General features: G+C 33.6%; 18 protein-coding genes. 8 read left to right on the forward strand and 10 right to left on the reverse strand.

Features of this window, described 5'->3' with window-relative positions:
- Nucleotides 1–14: 14 nt before the first annotated feature.
- From pgmB to BLV84_RS02890, 3 genes are all read right to left on the reverse strand, one after another.
- Nucleotides 15–677, reverse strand: a complete 663-nt coding sequence (pgmB, locus tag BLV84_RS02880) for a beta-phosphoglucomutase (protein ID WP_093239974.1) — start codon at nt 675–677, stop codon at nt 15–17.
- A 1-nt stretch (nt 678) separates the two neighbouring features.
- Nucleotides 679–2,037 carry an MFS transporter gene (locus BLV84_RS02885; protein ID WP_093239268.1) on the reverse strand — a complete coding sequence of 453 codons (1,359 nt, stop codon included), beginning with the start codon at nt 2,035–2,037 and terminating at the stop codon, nt 679–681.
- 106 nt (nt 2,038–2,143) lie between these two features.
- Nucleotides 2,144–3,199, reverse strand: a complete 1,056-nt coding sequence (locus BLV84_RS02890; protein ID WP_093239271.1) for a LacI family DNA-binding transcriptional regulator — start codon at nt 3,197–3,199, stop codon at nt 2,144–2,146.
- A gap of 192 nt (nt 3,200–3,391) precedes the next feature.
- Here BLV84_RS02890 and BLV84_RS02895 point away from each other — a divergent pair, with 192 nt between their 5' ends.
- The 5 genes from BLV84_RS02895 to BLV84_RS02915 all read left to right on the forward strand — a co-directional run bounded on the left by BLV84_RS02895 (nt 3,392) and on the right by BLV84_RS02915 (nt 13,987).
- Nucleotides 3,392–6,313 (forward strand): SusC/RagA family TonB-linked outer membrane protein, encoded by a 2,922-nt coding sequence (locus tag BLV84_RS02895; RefSeq protein ID WP_093239274.1) that lies wholly within the window; start codon nt 3,392–3,394, stop codon nt 6,311–6,313.
- An 11-nt stretch (nt 6,314–6,324) separates the two neighbouring features.
- Nucleotides 6,325–8,217, forward strand: coding sequence for a RagB/SusD family nutrient uptake outer membrane protein (locus tag BLV84_RS02900; protein ID WP_093239977.1), 1,893 nt, complete (start codon nt 6,325–6,327; stop codon nt 8,215–8,217).
- Entirely contained in the window at nt 8,207–9,538 is a 1,332-nt protein-coding gene (locus BLV84_RS02905; RefSeq protein ID WP_159429385.1) for a SusE domain-containing protein, read from the forward strand. The genes BLV84_RS02900 and BLV84_RS02905 overlap by 11 nt, the downstream gene beginning before the upstream one ends.
- 168 nt (nt 9,539–9,706) lie before the next feature.
- Nucleotides 9,707–12,496: an alpha-amylase family glycosyl hydrolase gene (locus tag BLV84_RS02910; RefSeq protein WP_093239282.1), complete on the forward strand. Its 2,790-nt coding sequence runs from the start codon at nt 9,707–9,709 to the stop codon at nt 12,494–12,496.
- A gap of 393 nt (nt 12,497–12,889) precedes the next feature.
- Nucleotides 12,890–13,987, forward strand: a complete 1,098-nt coding sequence (locus tag BLV84_RS02915) for a Glu/Leu/Phe/Val family dehydrogenase (RefSeq protein ID WP_093239285.1) — start codon at nt 12,890–12,892, stop codon at nt 13,985–13,987.
- 55 nt (nt 13,988–14,042) lie between these two features.
- Here the strand turns inward: BLV84_RS02915 and BLV84_RS02920 are convergent, their stop codons facing one another.
- From BLV84_RS02920 to ychF, 5 genes are read right to left on the reverse strand one after another with little or no spacing between them, the layout of a single operon-like run.
- Nucleotides 14,043–14,675: a nitroreductase family protein gene (locus BLV84_RS02920; RefSeq protein WP_093239288.1), complete on the reverse strand. Its 633-nt coding sequence runs from the start codon at nt 14,673–14,675 to the stop codon at nt 14,043–14,045.
- Nucleotides 14,676–14,717: 42 nt separating this feature from the next.
- Nucleotides 14,718–15,557, reverse strand: coding sequence for a DUF1853 family protein (locus tag BLV84_RS02925; protein ID WP_093239290.1), 840 nt, complete (start codon nt 15,555–15,557; stop codon nt 14,718–14,720).
- Between the two features lie 3 nt (nt 15,558–15,560).
- Nucleotides 15,561–16,259 (reverse strand): purine-nucleoside phosphorylase, encoded by a 699-nt coding sequence (gene deoD / locus BLV84_RS02930; protein ID WP_093239293.1) that lies wholly within the window; start codon nt 16,257–16,259, stop codon nt 15,561–15,563.
- A 5-nt stretch (nt 16,260–16,264) separates the two neighbouring features.
- Nucleotides 16,265–16,927, reverse strand: coding sequence for a deoxyribose-phosphate aldolase (gene deoC / locus BLV84_RS02935; RefSeq protein WP_093239296.1), 663 nt, complete (start codon nt 16,925–16,927; stop codon nt 16,265–16,267).
- A gap of 12 nt (nt 16,928–16,939) precedes the next feature.
- A complete protein-coding gene (gene ychF / locus BLV84_RS02940) occupies nt 16,940–18,034 on the reverse strand; it encodes a redox-regulated ATPase YchF (RefSeq protein ID WP_093239299.1) in 1,095 nt (364 codons plus the stop codon).
- Between the two features lie 346 nt (nt 18,035–18,380).
- Here ychF and BLV84_RS02945 point away from each other — a divergent pair, with 346 nt between their 5' ends.
- From BLV84_RS02945 to BLV84_RS02955, 3 genes are read left to right on the forward strand one after another with little or no spacing between them, the layout of a single operon-like run.
- On the forward strand, nt 18,381–18,695 hold the full coding sequence (locus BLV84_RS02945) for a phosphoribosylpyrophosphate synthetase (RefSeq protein ID WP_093239302.1): 315 nt from the start codon (nt 18,381–18,383) through the stop codon (nt 18,693–18,695).
- 14 nt (nt 18,696–18,709) lie between these two features.
- A complete protein-coding gene (locus BLV84_RS02950) occupies nt 18,710–19,180 on the forward strand; it encodes a Dps family protein (protein WP_093239305.1) in 471 nt (156 codons plus the stop codon).
- 18 nt (nt 19,181–19,198) lie between these two features.
- Nucleotides 19,199–20,134 carry a mechanosensitive ion channel family protein gene (locus tag BLV84_RS02955; protein WP_093239308.1) on the forward strand — a complete coding sequence of 312 codons (936 nt, stop codon included), beginning with the start codon at nt 19,199–19,201 and terminating at the stop codon, nt 20,132–20,134.
- Here BLV84_RS02955 and bshA read toward each other — a convergent pair.
- Nucleotides 20,131–21,261, reverse strand: coding sequence for an N-acetyl-alpha-D-glucosaminyl L-malate synthase BshA (gene bshA, locus BLV84_RS02960; protein ID WP_093239311.1), 1,131 nt, complete (start codon nt 21,259–21,261; stop codon nt 20,131–20,133). The two genes, BLV84_RS02955 and bshA, sit on opposite strands and share 4 nt — an antisense overlap.
- Before the next feature lie 67 nt (nt 21,262–21,328).
- Nucleotides 21,329–24,229: a serine hydrolase domain-containing protein gene (locus BLV84_RS02965; RefSeq protein ID WP_093239314.1), complete on the reverse strand. Its 2,901-nt coding sequence runs from the start codon at nt 24,227–24,229 to the stop codon at nt 21,329–21,331.
- Nucleotides 24,230–24,233: the final 4 nt, after the last annotated feature.

Raw genomic sequence — 24,233 nt, forward strand, 5'->3', positions numbered from 1 at the left:
AGTTTATAATTCTATTATTCGTTTAAGATTTCTTTGAACTTAGCGAGTCCCATGTCTTCAAAATCTTTAAAAACATAGTTTGCTTCCTTTAAAATATTTTCATCACCAATACCAATGCTGAGCATTTTAGCAGTATTGGCAGCTTCTATTCCTGAAAGGGAATCTTCAAAAACAATTGCATGCTCAGGTTGAGCTTTCAGCAATTCAGCAGCTTTTAAAAAAACTTCAGGATTAGGTTTTGCTTTTGTCACTTCATTTCCATCAACAATTGCATCGAAATATGAGAGTAAATCAACGTGTTCTAAAATGCGTCTTGCGTTTTTACTTGCTGATCCTAAAGCAATTGGGTAATTATTTTCTTTTAGATAATCGAGGGTTTCTTTAACTTTTGGCAAAATGTCAGAAGTTGTCATTTGATCGACATAGCTTAAGTATTCTTCATTTTTATCGTGCATCAATTGTTCAAATTCTTGTTCAGAGATTTCTTTATTTCCCCATTCAAGTATTTTTTCAAGAGACTTGACGCGACTTACGCCTTTTAATTGTTCGTTATCTTCTGTTGTAAATTCAATTCCTAATTTTTTAGCTAAATTTTGCCATGCTAAAAAATGAAATTTTGCAGTATCGACAATTACACCGTCAAGGTCAAAAATGATTGCTTTTTTATTCTTATCCATATTATTTTTTTTCGTCAACATCTTTTACATTCGTCACTAAATATCCTGCTAAAAGCATACTTACACCAGCCATCACAAGTGCAAAAACGGCTTGATTTCCGTATAAATATTTTACTAATGGTCCACCAATTAAAGCGTTGATAATTTGAGGAATCACAATAAAGAAATTAAAAATCCCCATATAAACGCCCATTTTTTTGGGATTTATAGAACCTGCTAAAATTGCATAAGGCATTGCTAATATACTTGCCCAAGCCACACCAATTCCGACCATTGAAAGAATCAGCCAATTTTCATTGGGTAAAAAGTAAATAGAAAGCAAACTGAATCCTCCTATAAAAAGCGCATAAGCATGTGTCTTTTTACGTCCGAAATATTTTGCGATTTTCGGCAATGATAAAGCGACAAAAACCGAAACTAAATTATAAACACTAAACAGAACACCGACCCAGTCACCTGCTTCATTATAAGCCTCACTTGAAGCATCGTCTGGCGCCAGGCCATAATAATGTTGTGCAATGGCTGGCACGCTAAAAACCCATAACCCAAATAAAGCAAACCAAGAGAAAAATTGAACCCAACTTAACTGTCGCATGGTTTCAGGCATTTTCACAAAATCGGTAAAAATATCTGTGAGTTTAGATTCTTTTATATCTTCTTCAACATAATCAACTTCATCTGCTTCAGCTTTAGCCTTTTCAATAGCTTTCATTTCTTCAGGCGAGTATTCATTAGTTGTAAAAACAGTAATCAAAATACTGATGATAAGAATAATTGCACCAATAATGAAAGATAATATTAAATGTTGTGGTACGCTTCCTGCTGGTGCTTCATTAGAAACACCGAAATAATTACTTAAAGCATAAGGTAAAAACGAACCAATAACAGCACCAATTCCGATTAAAACAGTTTGAATACTGAAACCTAAAGTTCTCTGTTCTGACCTTAAATTATCAGCAACTAAAGCTCGGAAAGGTTCCATGGCAATGTTAAAGGAAGCATCCATAATCATCAACATTCCTGCTCCAACCCAAAGTGCTGGCATGAATGCAATGAAAATATCTGCTTGTGGCATTAAAACCAATCCAACGGAAGCTAAAACCGCACCTACTAAAAAGTAAGGTCTCCTTCTTCCTATTTTAGTCCAAGTTTGATCACTGTAATGTCCGACTATTGGTTGAATTATCAAGCCCATTAAAGGTGCAATAATCCAAAACCAAGAGAGTTGATGCACATCGGCTCCAAAATTTTGTAGAATACGGCTAGCATTTGCATTTTGAAGTGCAAAGCCCATTTGTATTCCTAAAAATCCAAAACTAAGATTCCAGATTTCAAGGATACCTAATCTACGTTTCTGCATATCGTTTTATTTAAGTTAAAACGATAAGTTGAGAAATCATTCAAAACTTATCTTTTGTTGTGGAAGTAAAAGTATAAGTTTTGTGAATTCACAAAGATATAAAAAATTATGGATTAATAGACTTTGTAGTTTCTCGCTCTATAATCTCGGTTTTAACAATAACTGTTTTGTATTTATCATCAGCTTCTTTTGACTCGTTTTCCAATCTATCAATCAAAAGCTCTGCCGTCTGTTTTCCCATTTCTTTTCCGTGTTGACTCACAGTTGTAAGGGGTGGATAAGCGTGCTTAGAGAGGACACCATCGGTAAATCCTATCACTTGTAAATTTTCAGGAATTCTATAACCAATAGCACGTGCAACTTTCATAGCAGTAATGGCATATAATTCATTCACTGCCAAAATTGCATCAATGTTTTTTGATTGAAGAAATTCTTTAACTTGATGTTCTAATTTTTCTAAATGGTTCTCCTCATTAAGGTGATCATCAATTTTCAGAATCAAGCTTTCATCAAGTTGAATTTTATTCTGTGCTAATGTTTTTACATAACCTCGTGTTCTTAATTTACCTACGCTGACATAATCTTCAGTCGTAATTATTGCAATATTTTTTGCTCCTGAATCAATTAATTTCTGAACGGCTTTCTGAGATGTTTCAATATCATCAACGACTACTTTATCACAAGAAATTTCATCAAGAACGCGATCAAACATGACAATTGGAATACCTTGATCAATTGTTTCTCTCAAATGGTGATAGTCCTTTTTCTGTAAAGTTTCTTTAGCCAAAGATATGATGAAGCCATCAATACTACCATTAGCTAACATATCTAAGTTAAGAACTTCTTTATCAAAGGATTCATTGGATAAGCCAACAATCACATTATAGCCTCGTTGATTTGCATAATTTTCAATACCTGAAATGACAGTTGTAAAAAAATGATGAACAATTTCAGGAATAATGACGCCCAGAGTTTTTGTTTTACGGTTTTTAAGACTCAAAGCAATATTGTTAGGCTTATAGTTATAAAGCTTTGCAAAAGCTTTGACTTTTTGTTTTGTCTCTTCACTAATTTCTTTACTGTCTCTCAATGCTTTAGAAACAGTAGAGATAGAAACATCCAGTTCTTTAGCGATAATTTTTAAAGTTGGTTTTTGTTTCATTGATAGATTCTCAATAATTTTCAATAAAAGTAACTGCTTATTTTTTTAAAAACTGATAATTATCAATTTATTATAAAACTTTTCAACACGCAAACGTTGTAGTTGATTTCTTATTTTAAAGTATGCCTACTCTTTACCTATCTTTAACAAGTGGAAGTAAAAGTATATCAATTTTAACAAAATTTAAAACATATGCAAACTATTAAACAATTGAGTTTTTTGCTCATGTTTTTGCCCTTGTGCATTTTTGCTCAAGATACTGTAAAAGGTACAGTTATTGGTGAAGATAGTGGCGCAATACCGGGTGTCAATATCATAATTAAAGGTACTGATAAAGGAACAACATCTGATTTCGATGGTCATTACGCAATCGTTGTCGAGCAAGGCCAAGTTCTTGTTTACAGCTACTTAGGCTTTAAAAGTCAAGAAATTACTTATGTAGGACAAAACGAAATTAATGTAACCATGGGTGAAGATACAGCTATTCTCGAAGAAGTCCTCGTGATTGGTTATGGTACTGCAAAAAAAGAAGATTTAACTGGTGCTGTTGACATGGTTAGCTCTAAGGATTTTAACAAAGGTCCAATCAACTCTGCTCAAGAGTTAATTACTGGTAAAATTGCTGGTGTTAATGTGACTTCAGCAAGTGGTTCACCTGGTGACGGACAAACAATTACCATTCGTGGTTTAGGGTCACTTTCACTAGAAAATCAACCGCTTTATGTGATTGATGGTATTCCTATTGATAATGGTGGTGTTGGTGGATCTCGAAATCCACTCAATATTATTAACCCAAATGATATTGAAAGCATGACAGTTTTAAAGGATGCTTCAGCAACTGCAATTTATGGTTCAAGAGCAGCTAATGGTGTGATTCAAATTACAACAAAAAAAGGTAAAGACACTAAAGAATTTAGATATGATGTTTCTTTAAAAAGAACTGTCAGAAACAGATTAGAAACTGTTGATGTGATGTCGGCTTCTGAATTTAAAAACCTGGTTAATAATGTTGGAACACCAGACCAAATCGGAAGATTAGGTGATAGTTCAACTGATTGGCAAGAACAGATTTATACAGAGCAAGCCACTGGTGAAGAATTTAATATGAGTGCTTTAGGAAATGCTTTCGGCTTCATGCCAATGCGAGCATCTATTGGCTATACAAATCAAGATGGTATTCTAAGAGGTGACAACTTTACAAGATATACAGGAGGACTTAACTTAACGCCTCGCTTTTTTGACGATCAATTAAAGGTTACTTTAAATGTCAGAGGCTCTTATGTTGAAAACATATTTGCTAACCGTGACGCGATTGGTTCAGCTGTTAGTTTTGACCCAACGCAACCTATTTACGATTCGAACTCTCCTTTTGGCGGATATTTCGCCTGGATTGACCCTCAAACAGGTGCACAGCGTTCTTTAGCTCCTACTAACCCTGTTGCTTCATTGAATTTAGTTGATGATCATTCAGAAGTCAGACGTATCATTACAAATTTACAAGCTGATTATGATCTAACTGAACATATTAAAGCAACTGTAAACGTTGGTTATGATGAATCTAACAGTAACGGACGTACAATTACTTCAGACCAAATGCCTACTGATGATCAAGTCGGTGGTTTAAGAAATGGCGCGAGAACAACTTTTAGCCAAACTCAGAAAAATAAACTTTTCGATGCGTATCTAACTTATGAAAATACATTTAATGATGTGCACAGCTTAACAGCAGTTGCTGGTTATTCTTATCAAAAATTTGAATACGATAATTATTCTTATGATAGTGAAAAAGAAGAACAAGGTAACACAGCAGAATTTATAGATCGTTCAAAAAACGTTCTTTTATCTTACTTTGGTCGTGCTAATTACAATTATGACAGCCGCTATTTATTGACTGCATCATTAAGAGCTGATGCTTCTTCAAAATTAAACCCAGATGATCGTTGGGGTTATTTCCCGTCTTTCTCAGCAGCTTGGAACATTCACAACGAAAGTTTTATGGATGGGTCAGACTTTTTTAATGTTTTAAAATTAAGAGGTGGTTATGGTCAAGTTGGTAATGTTAATGGTTTGGGAGATTATAACTTCTTGACACGATACACTTCAAGCCAATCAACAGCAAATTACCAAATCGGAAATAGTTTTTATCAAACTTACAGACCTGAACCTTACAATGAAGATTTGAAATGGGAAGTGGGTTCAACGATAAATGTTGGTTTAGACTATGCTTTCTTAGATGATAAAGTAAGCGGTTCTATTAACGCTTACATCAAAAAAACTGAAGATTTAATCGCTTTTACTCTCGTTGATCCATTTACAAACTTTGGAAACAAAATCGATAAAAATATCGGTGATATGGAAAACAAAGGAATTGAGTTTGCAATCAATTACAAAGCCATTGATACTGATGATTGGTCATGGAATTTAGGTTACAATGTGTCGTTTAATGATAACGAAATTACCAACCTTCCAGATGAGCAAAATGTTGGTGGAATTTCGGGTGGTACAGGAAACAATATTCAACTTCATAGAGAAGGCGAAACGCCATACAGTTACTATGTTTATGAGCAAGTTTATGATAGTAATGGAAGACCGATTGAAGGTGTTTATGTTGACAGAAATAATGATGGCGTAATTAACGATGATGATAGATACATTAAAGAAAATCCATATGCAGATGTGCTCATGGGCTTCAATACAAACTTAAGCTATAAAAATTGGGATTTATCAGTTCAGTCAAGAGTGAGTTTAGGAAACTATGCATATAATAACGTTGCTTCTGCAAATAGTTACGAACGTAAAGCGACTGAAAACCAAATTTTATCTAACTTACATAGTGATTATTTTAATACAGGTTTTAAAAATATTACACAAAGAGGTTTACTGAGTGACTATCATATTCAAGATGCTTCATTCTTTAGAATCGATAATGTGACGCTTGGTTACAACTTTAATAGCGTTTCAGGAAATACTCAGTTTAGAGTTTACGGATCTGTTCAGAATTTATTAACTGTAACTGATTATGACGGCATCGACCCAGAGATTTCTGGAGGAATCGATAACAATTTTTACCCACGCCCTAGAACATTTGTTTTAGGATTAAATGTTGACTTATAAAATAAGAAATGATGAAAATAAAATTTAATACTTTATTAGTCGCTCTGATCTCATTTTTCACATTGGTGTCATGCCATGATGATTTGAATCAAACACCAATTGATCCAGACAGTACGACAGAAGAAGACGTTTTTGCAAATGCAAGCCAAGCTAAAGGAGCACTTGCAAAACTTTATGCGAGTTTAGCATTAACGGGACAACAAGGTCCAGCAGGACAACCAGATATTTCAGGAATTGATGAAGGTTTTTCACAATTCTCTAGAATGCTGTTTAACCTAAATGAACTTACAACTGATCAAGCAATTGTTGGTTGGGGTGACCCTGGTTTACCAGATTTACACGGTTTATCTTGGTCATCAGGAAATGACTTTACCGAAGCGATGTATTATCGCTTAGCACAAGAGGTTTCATTTACAAACTCTTTTATCTCGAATGCTGAATTATTAGCTGATGAAGAAGTCAATCAATTTATAGCTGAAGCAAGATTTTTGAGAGCTTTTGCTTATTACAACTTGATGGATTTATATGGAAATGTACCTTTAACAACTGAAATTTCAACTGAGTTACCTCAACAAGCTTCTCGTGAAGAGATTTTTAATTTTGTTGAAGAAGAACTTTTAGAAATTGAAGATCAATTGGCTGATAGTGGCGCAAATGAATATGGACGTGTTGATCGTGTTGCAGCTTGGGCATTACTCTCTAGATTATACTTAAATGCTGAATCTTTTATAGGAACACCGCGCTACAACGATGCTGTGACATATTCAGAGAAAGTTATCAACTCTAGTTACAGCATCAACACAACTGATGCAAATGGAAACGGAAGTGCTTATGATGAATTATTCTTGGCCGATAACAACACAAACGGTGCTCAAAAAGAATTTATTTTTACATTAAATTTTGATGGTATTCAATCTCAAACTTTTGGTGGAACAACATTCTTAGTTCATGCGGCTGTTGGTGGAACAATGAACCCAGCTGAGTTCGGTATCAACGGTGGTTGGGCAGGAAACAGAACAACAAAATCTTTTGTTAATAAATTTGTCAAAACAAATGCTGAACTCAATGCTAGTATTGGACCTGTATCTGATTGGGGAATTATAGGAAATTCAACTCCTAATGGTTGGGCAGATCCTGATACAGATATGTACGAAGCTTCTCCTAATGTTTTTAAAATTTTCACAGAACTTACCGAAGGCGAACTCAAATTCAGAAAAAATGATGATTGGTCAGTAAGCTTTGGTGGCGAAAATGGCAACCTTATTCCTGATGGTGATAACATTATTGTTGAAACAACTGGAAGAGTTGTCATCACACTTAACCTAAATAATAATACTTATACAATACAAAGTATTTATGAAAGCTTGCCAGATGCGAGAGCGATGTTCTATACAGATGGACAAACGCTTGAAATCAACGATGTTTCTACATTTGAAGACGGTTTCGCTGTGACTAAGTTTAGAAATATTGACTCGAATGGTAATCCAGGAAGTGACTCAACAGGTGATTTTGTTGATACTGATTTACCAGTCATTCGTTTAGCAGAAATATATTTGAATTATGCTGAAGCAACATTAAGAGGCGGCGGCGGAAACGCTTCACGTGCTGTCAACTTAATCAATGAATTAAGAGAAAGAGCTTACGGAAATAACTCAGCAAACATCACAAGTGGTGATTTAGATTTACAATTTGTTTTAGATGAAAGATCACGCGAGCTTTATTGGGAAGGCCTGAGAAGAACAGATTTGATTCGTTATGAGCAATTCACAACTAATCAATATTTATGGCCATTTAAAGGTGGTGTTAAAGATGGTGTTTCTGCTCCAACTTACAGACGCCTCTTCCCTATCCCAAATGATTTATTAACGATTAACCCAAATCTTACACAAAATGATGGCTACTAAATTTTATACAAAATTTCTCTTCATTTTCATTGCAGCAATTTTTATCAGCTGTGAGGATGACGACAACTTTACAGTATTAAACGAAAATGCAACAACAAGCTTAGAGCTATCAACTGATACTGTAGTGATGACAGAAGATAACGCAGACCAAGAGATACTTGAAGTAACATGGCAAGAGCCTAATTTCGGTTTTCCTGCTGCACCATCTTATAACATTGAAATTGACTTAGCTGGAAATGATTTTGCTAGCGCAAAAACAGTTGCTGTTGGCTCAGAACTTTCAAAAACTTTTACCTCAGATGAGTTAAACAAGCTTTTATTAAATATAGGCATCACACCTTTACAAGAAACTGAAGTTGAGATGCGCTTAAAAGTGATTTTAAGTCAAGCAAAAAGTATTTATTCTCCTGTATCAACTTTGCAAGTCACCGCTTTTTCTTCAATCTTAGATTTATCGACAGATTTTGGAGTTGTTGGAGATGCAACACCTGGTGGATGGTCATCTACACCAGAAACACCAATTCAAGATATTCCTTTTTATACAACTTCTGAAGATGGAATCATTGTCGCATATACAAGTTTACGTGATGGTGATATCAAATTTAGAAAAAATAACCAATGGAATTTTGATTATGGTGATAATGATAATAACGGAACCTTAGATGAAGGTGGTGCGGACATTCCAGTCACAGCTGGTGATTACAGAATCACTTTAAACCTCAATAATTTAACCTATACAATGGAAGAGTTTTCTTGGGGAATTGTCGGTGATGCAACTATCCACGGCTGGGATGCACCTGATGTAAAATTACATTACAATTCTTTTAATGACAATTGGGTTGCAGCTGTAACATTAACAGATGGCGAAATCAAATTCAGACAAAATGAAGAATGGAACACCGATTTTGGTGGGAGCAATGGAACTCTTGCCCAAGGTGGTGATAATATCGCTGTCACAACAGGACATTATATCATTACAGTTGATTTTAAAAACTTAACTTATAATCTTGAAGAAACTAATTTATGGGGCTTAACTGGTGACGCAACAACTTTTGGCTGGGAAGCACCTGATGTAAAGTTTTTACCAGATTTTGGAACTGAAGATGGTAAATTTTACGCCAATGGAGTTGAACTGATGGCTGGTGAAGTTAAAGTTAGACAAAATGAAGAGTGGAACATTGATTATGGTGATAATGGAAACGATGGAACTTTAGAAGAAGGTGGCGACAACATCCCTGTTGATACACCTGGTATTTATAATATTGAGATAGATTTTTCAGCAAATCCGCCAACAATTTCATTTTACCCTTGGGAAGAATAAAATAGACTGAAACCTCAATAATGCAAAGCTGCTTTTCGTCGCTGAAAAGTCATTCATTAAAGTTCTTTTTTTAAAGAACAAATAACAGAAAGATCTTCATTCATCTTTCGTAAATGAAACTGACACGAAGCCTGAAAAGCAGCTTTTTTAATTTTAAAATCTTTAAAGATGAAATATTTTTACACACTCATTTTGAGCTTCATTGCATTTTACAATTATGCTCAAATACAAACAGGCACATTCACAACAAACCCTGAATTTTTTGATGCTGACCAAGAAGTCACGATAACTGTTGAAGGTGTTAATCCAAATATTTGGAGTACATCTGATTTATACTTATGGATGTGGTACACTAATTCAAACGGCGTAGAATCTGATTCTCCTTCAAACGGGCAATGGTCAAACTCTGATGAAGCTCAAAAGATGACAAATAATGGTGATGGCAGCTTTTCTTTTACTTTCACTCCTACTTCCCTATTTAATAGTACCGATATTTCTGAAATTGGTGTTTTAGCAAAAGCTAAAAATGCAAATGGCGATAAAAAAACTCAAGATTATTTGATACCTGTTGGAACATATCAAGTCAATCTCAATGAACCAACGCAAGATTTAACCCTTTTAGAAGCTGGTGATCAATTCACTATTTCTGCAGAATCAAACCTAGCCTCTAATTTTGAATTATATGCGAATAATACGCTGTTAACTTCAGAATCAGCAAACACAAATTTCTCTTACAATTATACTGTTAACTCTGATACAGATTTCGAGCTGATTGCAAATCATACAGATTCAAATGCGAGTGAAAGCTTTCAGTTTTCAGCAATGATTACACCAACACCTGTTGAAGAACCACTTCCTAGTGGCTTAAAAAATGGCATCAATTACGAAGCTTCAACACCAAACGAAATAACATTAGTTCTAGAAGCACCATATAAAGAATTTGTTCATGTGATAGGTGATTTTAATAATTGGGAAATGGATTCTGATTTTCTGATGAAAAAGGATTCTGCAGAAGATAAGTTTTGGTTAACAATTGATATTCCTGAAAACTCAAGTTGGTCAACAGACTTTTTATTTCAGTATCTCATTGAAGGACAAATCAGAGTTGCAGACCCTTATTCTACTTTAGTTTTAGATCCATACAATGATACTTATATCGATGAAACAACTTTTGCAAACATTCCTGATTATCCCTCAGAAACAACAGAAATTGTCAGTTGGTTTAGATATAATGAATACGATTGGGAATTCACAAACTTTGAAAGACCTGATCAAGAAGGTTTAGTCATATATGAAGTTTTATTAAGAGATTTTGATCAAAATCATTCATTTGAAGCCTTGATAAACCGACTTGATTATTTAGAAAATTTAGGTATCAACGCTATAGAACTCATGCCAGTCAATGAGTTTGATGGAAATATTTCGTGGGGTTATAATCCATCTTTTCACATGGCTTTAGACAAATATTATGGACCTCCTGAAAGTTTTAAAGCTTTTGTTGATGCCGCACACCAACGCGGAATTGCTGTTATTTTAGATGTTGTTTATAACCATGGAACAGGTCAAAGTCCGTATTTCAGAATGTACAATGACTGTAACGGATGTTATGAAGGACAAGCAACAGCTTATAATCCGCTTTTTAATCAAAATGATCCAAATACAGCTTTTCAATTCTTTAATGATATTGATCATACTTCAACATTTACTGAAAATTGGTTAGATGAAATGAATCGTTTTTGGCTCGAAGAATATAATATTGATGGTTTCAGATTTGATTTCACAAAGGGCTTTACCAATACGCCTGGAGATGGTGGGACTTATAATGCATCACGTATTGAAATATTAAAAAGAATGTATAATCAGATACGCGCTATTGATAGTGATGCTTATGTAATTTTAGAACATTTTGCGCCTAATGCTGAAGAGACAGAATTGATTAATCACCGTGCAACAACACAAAGTGATGAGCCAGGAATGATGGTTTGGCAAAATCTGAACTTTCAATATAACCAAGCGACAATAGGCTATACTGATTCTGATTTTTCTGGTGTAAATTATCAAAATCGTGGTTGGACAACAGCTTCAAATGTAAGTTACATGGAAAGTCATGATGAAGAACGCCTGATGTATAAAAATTTAGAATTTGGAAATAATACTGGAAGTTACAACATCACAAATCTCAACACAGCTTTAGAGCGAATGAAAATGGCAGGTGCTTTTTTCTTGACTGTACCAGGGCCAAAAATGATATGGCAATTTGGAGAATTAGGTTATGATCATAGCATTAATCATTGTGAAGATGGCAGCATTGATAGTGATTGCCGTACCTCTCCAAAACCTATTGTTTGGGATTATTTAAACAACAATAACAGAACAGATTTACATAATTTTTGGGCTGAATTAATCAAACTCAGAAATAATGAAACTATTTTTAAAACAACAAATTTTAGTGTAAATGCCAATCATGATTTTCAGAAAATCATCAAATTATCTCACAATAATCCCTTAGACGATGATGTTGAAGAAATCGTGATCATTGGAAACTTTGGCGTGACACAAACTTCTATTTCTCCAGAATTTCCTTCAACTGGCAATTGGTATAATTTTGTTGATGACAGTTATATTTCAATTACACAAACAAACCAAAGCATTAGTTTAGACGCAGGAGAATTTATGATTTTGCTGGATAAAGAACCTCAGGGCTTATCAACTGATCAACCACAAATCAGTCAAAAACTCTCGATGTATCCTAATCCTGCAAGTCATGAAATCCGTTTTAATCAAGCTTTAGAAGCTGTCATGATTTTCAACACCTTAGGGCAAGAAGTCAAGAGTTTTAATGAAACAAAAGCTGTCAATTCTCCTTATATTATTGAAGATTTAAGCAAAGGAATCTATTTTATCAAAGCAAAAAACAAAGAAGGTAAAGAACTTGATCTTAAGCTTATTAAAGAGTAAATGACAATGCAGCTCTTCAACATGAAGCGCTGCATTTTTTAAATAGAACACTAAATAATTGAAAAAGCAACCTATTTGCTTATCATTTAATTCTGATTTAAAATTTAACAAACAGATAAAAACACAAGCAACTGGTTATTAGCAAATTACAATGTTAATCAGAAATTATTTTATTGAATCATTCAAAACAATATAACTTATATATTAAATTAAATACAAAATATTTAGAATTATCAAAGTTTAATTTCAAAGAAATTGAATTTCTACTTTTCTTTTACAGTCTAATCGTTATTGTATTTTTATTTTAAGAACAATTTCGTTATTAATCTTCAAACAAATCTTACTTTTGTGCATACTCTATTGAGAAATTAATAACATTAAATTATCAATCATATGGATGCAGAAGTAATAAAAGGTCAAGATTTAAAGAAAGTCGCGCCAGTTTTTGGACAACTTTCTTTTGATGACCATGAACAGGTTGTTTTTTGCTATGACAAAGAAACTGGACTAAAAGCAATCATCGGAATTCATGACACAACTTTAGGACCTGCTTTAGGTGGAACAAGAATGTGGAACTACGAAAGCGAATGGGAAGCTTTAAATGATGTTTTACGTTTATCACGTGGAATGACTTTTAAAAGTGCCATTACTGGTCTTGATTTAGGTGGCGGTAAAGCTGTGATTATCGGTGATGCTAAAACTCAAAAAACACCAGAATTAATGCGTCGCTTCGGTAAATTTGTCGATTCTTTAAGCGGAAAATATATCACTGCTGAAGATGTTGGTATGGCAACTGAAGATATGGATACAGTTCGTGAAGTGACTAAACATGTGACTGGTATTTCTGAAAGCTTAGGTGGATCAGGGAATCCTTCACCTGTGACAGGTTACGGTGTTTTCATGGGAATGAAAGCTGCTGCTAAATTTAAGCTTGGCGTTGATACGCTTAAAGGCATTAAAGTGCTTGTACAAGGTATCGGAAATGTTGGCGAAACTGTCGTTAAACACATTCGTGAAGAAGGTGGTGAAGTTTTTATCACTGATATAAATAAAGAGCGTTTAGAAGAAGTTGCTAACAAATACGGCGCTAAAATCTTTGAAGGTGATGATATTTACACAGCAGATGTTGAGATCTATTCTCCTTGTGCTTTAGGTGCAACTGTTAACGACGAAACAATTAATAAACTGAAAGCTAAAGTGATTGCAGGTGCTGCAAATAATCAATTGGCTGAAGAGGAGAAACATGGTCAAATGTTGCTTGACAAAGGTATCGTTTACGCACCAGACTTCTTGATAAATGCTGGAGGTGTAATTAATGTTTACGGTGAACTCAAAGGCTTTAAACGCGAGGAAGTGATGGAGAAAACTGAAAACATTTACAACACAACTTTAGAGATTTTAAAAACAGCTGAAGAAAACAAAATGACTACGCAAAAAGCAGCAATGAAAATTGCTCAAGAGCGTATCGATAAAAGAAAGAACGAAAAGTAATATTTGTATTTCTTTGAGAATACTAAAAAGGTGGTTTTTAATAAAACCACCTTTTTTATTTATAATAAATAATTGTTTCCTCTATTGGTCTTCTCACTTTTTCAAAAGAAGCAAATTGATCTTCTTCATCGCGATAACCAATTGGTAAAACCAAAACAGGTTTTAATGATTTTTCTTTTAACTTCAGAATTTCTCCATAAGCATCTGGCTGAAAACCTTCCATTGGGCAAGCATCTATTTCTTCCTTAGCACAAACAGTTAATAGGTTTCCTAAAGCTAGATAAGCTTGATTAATCGCCCATTTATCTTTTTCGCTTTTATCTTTTTCCTTAAAGAATTCAAGCAAGAAATTACGAAATGGCGCCAAAACCTCATCAGGTGTATTTCTGATTTCTTTTTGCAACTCAAAGTTATTTTCTATAAAAGCTGAATCAACAATGTCTTCAATACAAATCACCAAAATATGCGACGCTGTCCTCACCTGCTCTTGATGCATGCTTTTTTCATAAAGACGATACTTCAAATCAGGATCACTGACAACGGCTAATCGAAGAGGTTGCAACCCGTAAGACGTAGGTGTTAAATTAAAAGCTTTAGTAATAATATCAAGCTTCTCATCTGAAACTATTTTGTCTGCCTGAAACTTTTTGACAGCATATCGCCAGTTTAAAGCTTTTAAAGTATTCATAGAATTTTTTGAGCAAATATAAGAAGTGCTTTCTGATATTACTTAGAAATCCGATTGAACGACAAAAATCTTTAAGATTTGTCTATCTTTTTTTACCCATAACATCGGATTTCTATTAATGGCATGCTCAGCTTTCACTTGTGATTTAATTTCTTGATGACTAATCCAGGCTGAATTTTCAATATCAATAGTATTAAACCAATTCACTTTATCAGGTTTAAAATAAACAGCATCATGCCATTCGTCTTTAAGAAACTCGCCCCAATACAACCAAATTCCTGCAATTTGATCAGTATTCAAAAAATCAGATTGAGGAAGATCTTCCTTATATCTTCTAAAAAGAATGGCTTTAAAAAGCAATTTTTGCTGAATTGAATCTGCTGAATCTATGTTAAGTTGAGATAAGTCTTTTGCAGTTTCAGAATGATATAATAATGGAAACTGGTGCTGCATCAACTTTTCATATTTTTCATGAAAAGAATCTTTTCTATTCGGGCCGATCCAGCATAAATCAAGATTGTTAGAAAGTCTTGAGTCAAATAGATAAACTTTATAAACCATTTCCAAATGAATAATTTCAGAAGTGTTTAAATCTTGAAAGATAAAATCAAATTCACCTAAAGTTTTTTTATCGTCAAATATTTGTAAACTATGAGAAAGCAATCGATAATCAGAAGAGTTTTCTAAAACATATTTTGCAAAAAGCTCAGCGCGTTTCCCGATAAAACCTAATTTTTGAAAGCTTTTTAAATCCTCAATATCAGGTTTTGAAATCTGTTTTTTATCAAAATCAAAAATCCCGATATGGTCTAACATATCAGGATTCTTAATCAGTAAAGGCGTTTCAAAAAACGCTTTATATTGTTGTAGTATCGTTTGCATTGTTTAAGCTAAACCTAAAGCAATGTCAATCATTTGGTTAAATGTCTTTTCTCTATCTTCAGTCGAAGTCACTTCTCCTGTTACCAAAGAATCTGAAATCGTTAAAACGGCCAAAGCGTCAACATTAAACTTAGCTGCAATCGTGTACAAAGCAGCAGCTTCCATTTCAACGCAAAGCACGTTGTAATCAGCCCATTTTTTATAATCATCTTTTTGATCTGTGTAAAATAAATCTGACGATAAAACATTTCCTGCTTTTACATCAATATTTTTTTCATCAGCAATTTTTAAGGCTTTTTTGAAAAGATCAAAACTTGCTGTTGGTGCATAATCACCACCATCAAAACGGCTTCTGTTAATCGATGAAGTTGTTGAAGCAGACATTGCAATGACAACATCTCTAAGTTTGACATGCTCTTTCATCGCGCCTGCACTCCCAACACGAATTAATTTTTTCGCACCAAAATCATGAATTAACTCATGTGCGTAAATACTAAAAGAAGGCAAGCCCATTCCGCTCCCTTGTACAGAAACAGGAACACCTTTATAAGTACCAGTGTAACCTAGCATATTTCTGACAGTATTGTAGCATTTAGCATCTTCTAAAAAAGTTTCTGCAATCCATTTTGCTCTCAAGGGATCACCTGGCATTAAGACTATTTCTGCAACATCTCCAGGATTTGCGTTAATGTGAACTCCCATAATAATTAATAGTTTTGAGTTGAAGTTTTTCCTTGCATGATTTGAACGCCAGATGAGGCGCCTAATCTGCTCACTCCAAGATTGATATACATTTCAGCTGTCTCAAGGTCACGTATCCCTCCAGAAGCTTTTATTTTAACTTGATCAGAAATGTTTGCTTTCATAATTTTGACAGCTTCCGGCGTTGCACCTTCACTTCCAAAACCAGTAGAAGTTTTCACATAATCTGCTTTTGCTTTTTCTGAAATCTGCGATGCCTTTGCAATTTCGTCATCGGTTAAATTGCAAGTTTCTAAAATTACTTTAAGAAGTTTGTCTCCTATTGCTTTTCTAACTGCTGCAATATCGGCTTGCGCATCTTCTATTTTATTTGATTTTATCCAAGATTGATTTAAAACCATATCAAACTCATCTGCACCATCTTTTAAAGCTTGCTTTGCTTCATCAACTTTTGCTTGTGTTGTTGTATTTCCAAGAGGAAAACCAATCACTGTACAAACTTTAACTGAAGAACCTTTCAGTTGCTCAGCTGCATATTTTACAAAACAAGGATTGATACAAACACTTGCAAATTCATATTTTTTTGCTTCTTCACACAGCTTCGAAATCTGATCAAACGTAGCTGTTGGCTTTAACAGCGTATGATCAATATATTTATTAATATTCATCCTATCTTATTATTAAACATTAAACCTAAAATTCATGATATCACCATCTTTCACGATATATTCTTTACCTTCAACACTTAACTTTCCTGCTTCTTTAACTTTAGCTTCGCTTCCGTATTTCACAAAATCTTCATAAGCAATGACTTCAGCACGAATAAAGCCTTTCTGAAAATCTGTATGTATCACACCTGCAGCTTCAGGAGCTGTAGCACCAACTTTTACTGTCCAAGCTCGTACTTCTTTCACACCAGCTGTAAAGTAAGTTTGCTGGTTTAGTAAGCGATATGCGGTACGAATCAGTTTAGAAGCTCCAGCTTCTTCAAGACCTATATCTTCAAGAAACATCTGGCGCTCTTCAAAATCTTCAAGTTCAGCGATATCAGCTTCTATTCCAACAGCAAGCACTAAAACTTCAGCATTTTCATCTTTAACTGCTTCTTTAATTTGCTCTACATAAGCATTACCATTCACGGCTGAGTTTTCATCAACATTACAGATGTAAAGAACTGGTTTATCAGTGATAAATTGTAAAGGTGTCACAAATTCTGCTCTATCATCTTCATCAATATCGATAGCTCTAACAGATTTTCCTGCTTCTAATCCTTCTTTTAGTTTCTCAAGAATAGCATATTCTTTTTGGGCTTCTTTTTGCCCAGTTTTAGCTGCTCTTTTGGTTTTTTCTATTTTTTTCTCAACAGTTTCAAGGTCTTTTAATTGAAGCTCAATATCAATTGTTTCTTTGTCATTAAGCGGATTAATTTTCCCATCAACATGCACAACATTATCATCGTCAAAACAACGTAATACATGCAAAATAGCATCAGTTTCACGAATATTTCCTAAAAACTGATTTCCTAAACCTTCACCTTTACTCGCTCCTTTCACGAGGCCTGCGATATCAACAATTTCAACAGTAGCAGGTAATACACGCTCAGGATTAACAAGTTCTTCAAGTTTTTGAAGGCGAGGATCTGGAACATTTACAACACCTAAGTTTGGTTCTATCGTGCAAAAAGGAAAGTTTGCACTTTGAGCTTTTGCGTTTGAGAGTGAATTAAATAAAGTTGATTTTCCAACATTTGGTAATCCCACGATGCCTGCTTTCATCAAAAAAATAATTAAAAATTAGAATCGCAAATGTAAGCAATAAGTCAGTAATTATCTTGAGAAACGAAAAGGAACTTAGTATTAAAAGTCATCAAAATTGAATAAATTTGATAAAACTCATTTTATGAAACTTTCAAAAACAACAATTCTATATGCTCTTGCTGCTATTGTTACAATTTATGGCTTAGTGACGGGTAGGTTTTTGTTTATCTTCTTAGCATTTCCTCTGGGTTTATTTTCATTTATGAATAAAAATGACAAAAATAATTGAACGTTAATTTTTATTTAAATACCCTAAACAAATTGCTTAACACTTAAGTTATTATTAGTTTTAACAAAAAACATTATGAAAACCCCTGATACATTATCACAAAGAATGAATGAATTAAAATCTGAAGGTTATACAATGGATTTTAAGCTCACTGAAACTCACCTTCAAACAACAGACGATAAAAACTCTTTTGGAGGAGATGATTTTATCGTGGATAAAGTTTATCGTTTTGAAGGAATGTCGAACCCCTCTGATAACTCAATACTCTATGCAATTACAACGACTGATGGCGTAAAAGGGACTTTGGTTGATGGTTATGGCATTTCTGGAGGACAAGTTTCAAAAAAAATTAGAGAGAAATTAAATTTATCATCAAATCGTAATTCATAAAAATTATATATAAAATGGGATATTTAAATCTAGATAACGAGAAAACCAAAAAAACAGTTGGTGAACTCAATACACTTTTAGCAGATTATCAATTATATTATCAAAAATTAAGAAATTACCATTGGAATATTAGAGGTAAAAACTTCTTCGACTTACATATTAAGTTTGAAGAAATGTATGATGATGCAATGGTAAAGATTGATGAAATTGCTGAGCGTATTTTGACACTTCGTTTAAGTCCAGTTAGTAATTTATCTGATTACTTAAAAAGGTCAAACTTAGAAGAATCTGAGTCTTACATCAGTGATGCTGATATGGTTAAAAATCTTTTAGCTGATCATGGTAAGATCATTAAGCAAATGCGTCAAGTGATTGATGTTGCGGATAAAAATGACGACGAAGGAACAATTGATTTGGTTGGTGCTTATATTCGTGAACTTGAAAAAACAAGTTGGATGTTAGATGCATGGGCTTCTACACATTAATACAACCTTTAAGCACACATGCAAGACTCAAAAAAAGAAACTGAATTTATAGACCAGACTAAAAATGTCTGGTCTTCTTTTTACGATAAGATATCAAATTGGATCAATAGCTTTATCGACAGTTTACCCAATTTGATTATTGCAATTGTCGTTTTTATTTTATTTCTACTCGCTGCAAAATATATAGGCAGATTAGCGACTAGAATTTTTAAACGTCACAAAACAGAACTTTCACTTCAACTTGTAATGGTAAAAATCATTAAAGTTGTCATTGTTCTCGTTGGTTTCTTTGTGATGCTTGGTATTCTTAACCTCGACACAGTATTAACCACAATTTTAGCTGGAGCTGGTGTCGTTGGTTTGGCAGTTGGTTTAGCACTTCAAACTTCATTAAACAATACTTTTTCTGGTGTCATCATCAGTTTTATAAAAAATATAAAAATTGGTGATTGGATAAGAACTCATAATCACGCAGGTCATGTTATTGAAGTTAATTTGAGAAGTGTCGTAATTAAAACTGCTGCAAACACACATGTTATGGTTCCTAATTCAAAAATAGTTGAATCTGTTTTTGAAAACTTATCAAGTACTAAACGCGGACGTATAACAATTAAAAGTCGTGTAAGCTTTGACAGCGATTTAGACCAAGCTGAAAAATTAGTCAAAAAAGTTTTAGCTGATAATTTCAAACAATCTGGGAATGAAGAAATTGAGTTTTTCTACACTGAATTTGGAACAAGTTCGATTCAATTTATCACTCGTTTTTGGACAAATATCGTTAACCAAAAAGATATTTATACAGCTCAGCATAAAGCGATTGTACTGATTAAAAAAGCGCTTGATAAAGAAAACATCAATATCCCATACCCTATAAGATCTTTGGATTTTAATAAAAGTAATTTTCCGAAGGAGACTTTAAAAATAGAGCAAAAGGATTCTAAGAAAGAAAATTAAGAGTTACCATTTAACATTGTTTCATATAGTTTTTCATATTGAGGAACTATATTTTGCATGTCAAAATTTAATGCAATATCTCTAGCACGTAGTTTGAATTTGTCTAATGTATCAGTATTTTCTAATATTTTGATGGCATTATTTGCCATATCATTAATATCTCCTAAAGCACTTAAATAACCCGATTCACCATTTATATTAACTTCTGGCACACCGCCAACATCAGTTGAAATTACAGGAACGCCATAAGCCATAGCTTCAAGCGCTGCTAAACCAAAGCTTTCTTTTTCTGATGGTAGAAGAAATAAATCTGAATAGCATAAAATCTTTTCAATCTCATTACTTTTTCCAAGAAACATAATCTTCTCTCTAATACCGAGTTCATGAGCTAGTTTTGAAGCATTTTCACGTTCAGGACCATCACCGATAATAATTAAACGCGATTTGATCTTTTGCTGTACTTTATGAAAAACTTTTATCAAGTCATCTATACGTTTTACAGGTCTAAGATTGCTGACATGTGTGATAATTCTTTCATCATCTTCAGCCATTAAATCACGTTGACATTCACCTATATTTTTTGGTAAATTTTGAAAATCTATAAAATTTGGAACAACATGGATTTCTTTATGAATATCAAAAATAGCTTTCGTATCTTCTTTTAAACTCTGAGAAACCGAAGTGACCACATTGCTTTCATTAATACTAAAATTGACAGCTGGTTTATAAAAAGAATGGCTTCCTACTAAAGTGATATCAGTTCCATGTAAAGTTGTCATCATAGGTAAATCAATACCTTCGGTTTTCAACATTTGTTGTGCCATAAAACCAGCATAAGCATGCGGAATAGCATAATGTACATGCAGCAGGTCAATATCATGCTCCTTAACAACTGTCACTAGCTTGCTTGATAAAGCTAATTCATAAGGTTGATAATGAAACAATGGATATTCAGGAACAATCACCTCATGATACTTAATTTTATTTGAGAGATATTCGAGCCTAACAGGTTGTTTGTATGTTACGAAATGAATTTCATGTCCTCTTTTGGAAAGAGCAATTCCGAGTTCAGTTGCCACAACACCACTTCCTCCAAATGTTGGGTAACAGACAATAGCTATTTTCATTCAAAATATATTTGTGTCGCTAAATTACAACTTTTAGAAACTAATAAATCTTAAAGTCATCGCAAAATTAGTCATATAAAGCGTCGTAAATATACTGTTGAAGTTTTGTTCTTATATCTTCAGTAATTAACTGACGATTTGTAGCATCAGGAAAAATACGATTCGAAAGAAACACATATAAAATATCTGTTGAAGGATCAACCCACGCATAGGTTCCTGTAAAACCAGAATGCCCAAAGCTTGTCATTGAGAGACAGCCACAAGTCGGACCAATATCATCTAACTGAGGTTTATCAAAACCTAAACCTCGACGAACATCTTCATCACAGTAATAACATTTGTTAAAAGTATTTAATGTACGTGGTAGAAAATAGTTTTTCCCGCCATAATAACCATCGTTTAAATACATTTGCATCATTTGAGCGACACTTTTAGCGTTGCCAAATAAACCTGCGTGGCCTCCCACTCCACCTAACATGGCTGCACCCTGATCATGAACATAACCATGAATAAGTTGCTTACGCCACAACTCATCGTTTTCAGTAGGAACAATACGACTTAATGGCGCGTGATCTCTAGGAAAATAAAACAAATTCTGAATTCCCATAGGTTTATAAAACAAGTCTTGAACTAAGTTTTCTAGAGAATCTTGATAACTTTTTTCAATATACTCTTTTAAGATATAGAAAGGTAAATCAGAATATTTATATTCGTCTTTTGTTCTTAGTTCTGATCGCTTTACTTTTTCATAAATAGAATCTTTATAATCAGATCTTAAATACAATTTCTCTGCCACTTGAATTGAAAATTCATCAGACTTTTCATTTCTATAATAATCATTTTTAGTTTCTAAAGTATTGATATAAAAAGGAATCCAAGCTTCTAATTTAGCGTAATGAGAAAGCATTCTCTTTAAAGAAATATCACCTTTATTTGAACTTTCGTAATCGGGAAGAATATCCTTAATATGATCTTCAATATCAACTTTATTTTCCTCTTCTAGCCTCATGAAAATCGGTAATGTTGCTAGAATTTTAGTTAAGGAAGCCAAATCATAAAGGTCATCATTTTTAACATTTATCTTTTTATCGTATGTATGAAAACCATAAGATTTTTCAAAAAGTATTTTTTTATCTTTAGCGATTAAAAGTTGAAAGCCAGGTGACATTTCATTAGACAAAATCACATTTGCTATGCTATCAATTTGACTTCTTAATTTAGTTGCATCAAAATTTTTATTTTCTAAAAAATCATAGCCTAAACGACCCAGAGATTTGGTTTTTAAACCAGTCCCTTCAGGATAAGCTGAAGTTATAGAAACTGGTAATTGACCAACAGCTTCGCTTGCACCAAAAATAATTTCTGCAGTTATTTGTTGTGCTTCATCAGCATTTTGATAAGACTGAATAATAGATTCTATCGGTAAGAAACTATCCAAATCTAATAAAGCATACGGACTTGTGAAATTGGCTAACACAACATTATTCTGCTTAGCTATCAATTGAATGAGTTTAATTTCAAAGCTTCTTAATTCATAAGATTTCCATGGTGTTTCATCAGATTTGTGATGACCAATAATTACAGTTTGATAAGCTTTAAGCTTCTCAAGTAATTTGTCAGATTCAGAGGTAAAGTAATCAACCTCTGTATAATCTGTAAGTGTTTTATAGAATTTTTCAGCTTGAGCATCGCCTAATTTTACATAAGCTATTTTGTGATCTTGTAAATCAGCGATTGGCAATAAGCCTAAGTCATTTTTGACTAAAGTGATGGCTTTTTGAAAAGCTTTAAAACGTGTTGCTTTATTTTGATCTGTTGCTAAATCTTGCTTTAAATTAACTTGACTTATTGGTTGATAACTTTTTAAACCAACTTTATACTTTGCAAATAGTATCTTTCTTACTGAGTTTGACAAACGCTTATCCGTGATGATACCATCATTATATGCTTTTTTAATCTTATCAAAGGCAGCATCCAAATCATTCGGAATCAATAATATATCATTTCCTGCTAAAAATGCTTGTAACTCTGCTTCACCAGGACCACCATATTGGCTTGCGCCCTTCATATTTAATGCATCTGTAAAAATTAAACCCTTAAAGTTCATTTCATTTTGCAATAAATCAGTCACAACTTTTTTAGACAAAGAAGTTGGTAAAGTTTCTGAATCTGTTAAGGCAGGGACTTTGAGATGGGCAACCATAACACTTGTCAAATCATAATTTATCAATTTCCTATAAGGATAAATTTCAGTATCCATCAACCGAGTTGAATCAGCGTCTATACTCGGTAACAATTTATGTGAGTCTTGATCTGTATCGCCATGACCTGGAAAATGTTTTGCACTTGTCAAGACGTCTTCACTCTGAAAACCTTTGATTAATGCGATTGACTTCGAAGTGACATTTTGTTTTCCTTCACCAAAAGCTCGGTTCCCGATAATTGGATTTTTTGGATTGCTATTTAAATCTACAACAGGCGCAAAATTGAAATGCACACCAACGCGTTTTGAGTGTTGAGCGATTTGTTTAGCGACATCAAAAACCAAGTTATTGTCGTCGATAGCACCTAATGTCATATTATAAGGAAAAGCAAAGCTGTTTTCTAATCGCATGGCTAAACCCCACTCTGCATCCATACCTATCAACAATGGTGTTTCAGCCATATTCTGAAATTCATTAGTCAATTTAACTTGTTTCTCTGCAGTTCCTTTAGAGAAAATGATACCACCGATGTGATATTTCTTTAAGCGATGTTTTAAAAAGTTAATGTCCTTATCTGAAGCACTTGAAAAAATATCCAACATGAAAAGTTGACCAATTTTCTGGTCAAGACTCATGTTTTTATAAATACTGTCAGCCCATTGACGTTGATCATCTTTATTTAATTCGTCAATGAGAGGATTTTTATTTTGTGCGTAAAAAAAATTGGCTACTAAAAGAGCCAATAAAAGAAAATTTTTTGTCATAAAT

The sequence above is a fragment of the Psychroflexus halocasei genome (genome assembly GCF_900107595.1).
In the GTDB taxonomy this organism is placed as follows: domain Bacteria; phylum Bacteroidota; class Bacteroidia; order Flavobacteriales; family Flavobacteriaceae; genus Psychroflexus; species Psychroflexus halocasei.